General features: G+C 57.6%; 1 protein-coding gene. It reads left to right on the top strand.

The window, feature by feature from the left end; all coding sequences use genetic code 11:
• Positions 1 to 231: integrase core domain-containing protein (locus XINFAN_RS00020; protein ID WP_148087124.1), on the top strand; the 231-nt coding region annotated here is incomplete at both ends.

Genomic DNA, 231 nt, shown 5'->3' with positions numbered 1-231 from the left:
GCGCCGGGGATCATGAATACGGACCAAGGTTCACAGTTCACGTCCTTCGCCTGGACTGACCGCCTGAAGCGCGTCGACACCCGAATCTCGATGGATGGCAAAGGGCGCTGCATCGACAATGTCTTCATCGAGCGTCTGTGGCGATCGCTGAAGTATGAATGCGTCTATCTGCACGCCTGGGAAACAGGATCGCAGGCAAAGGCCGCCATCGGATCCTGGATCACCTTCTAC

It is taken from the genome of Pseudogemmobacter humi (genome assembly GCF_900609055.1).
GTDB classification, from domain to species: Bacteria; Pseudomonadota; Alphaproteobacteria; order Rhodobacterales; family Rhodobacteraceae; genus Pseudogemmobacter; species Pseudogemmobacter humi.
The sequence above is the reverse complement of the archived record's forward strand: the minus strand, read 5'-3'. Positions and strand labels throughout refer to the sequence as shown.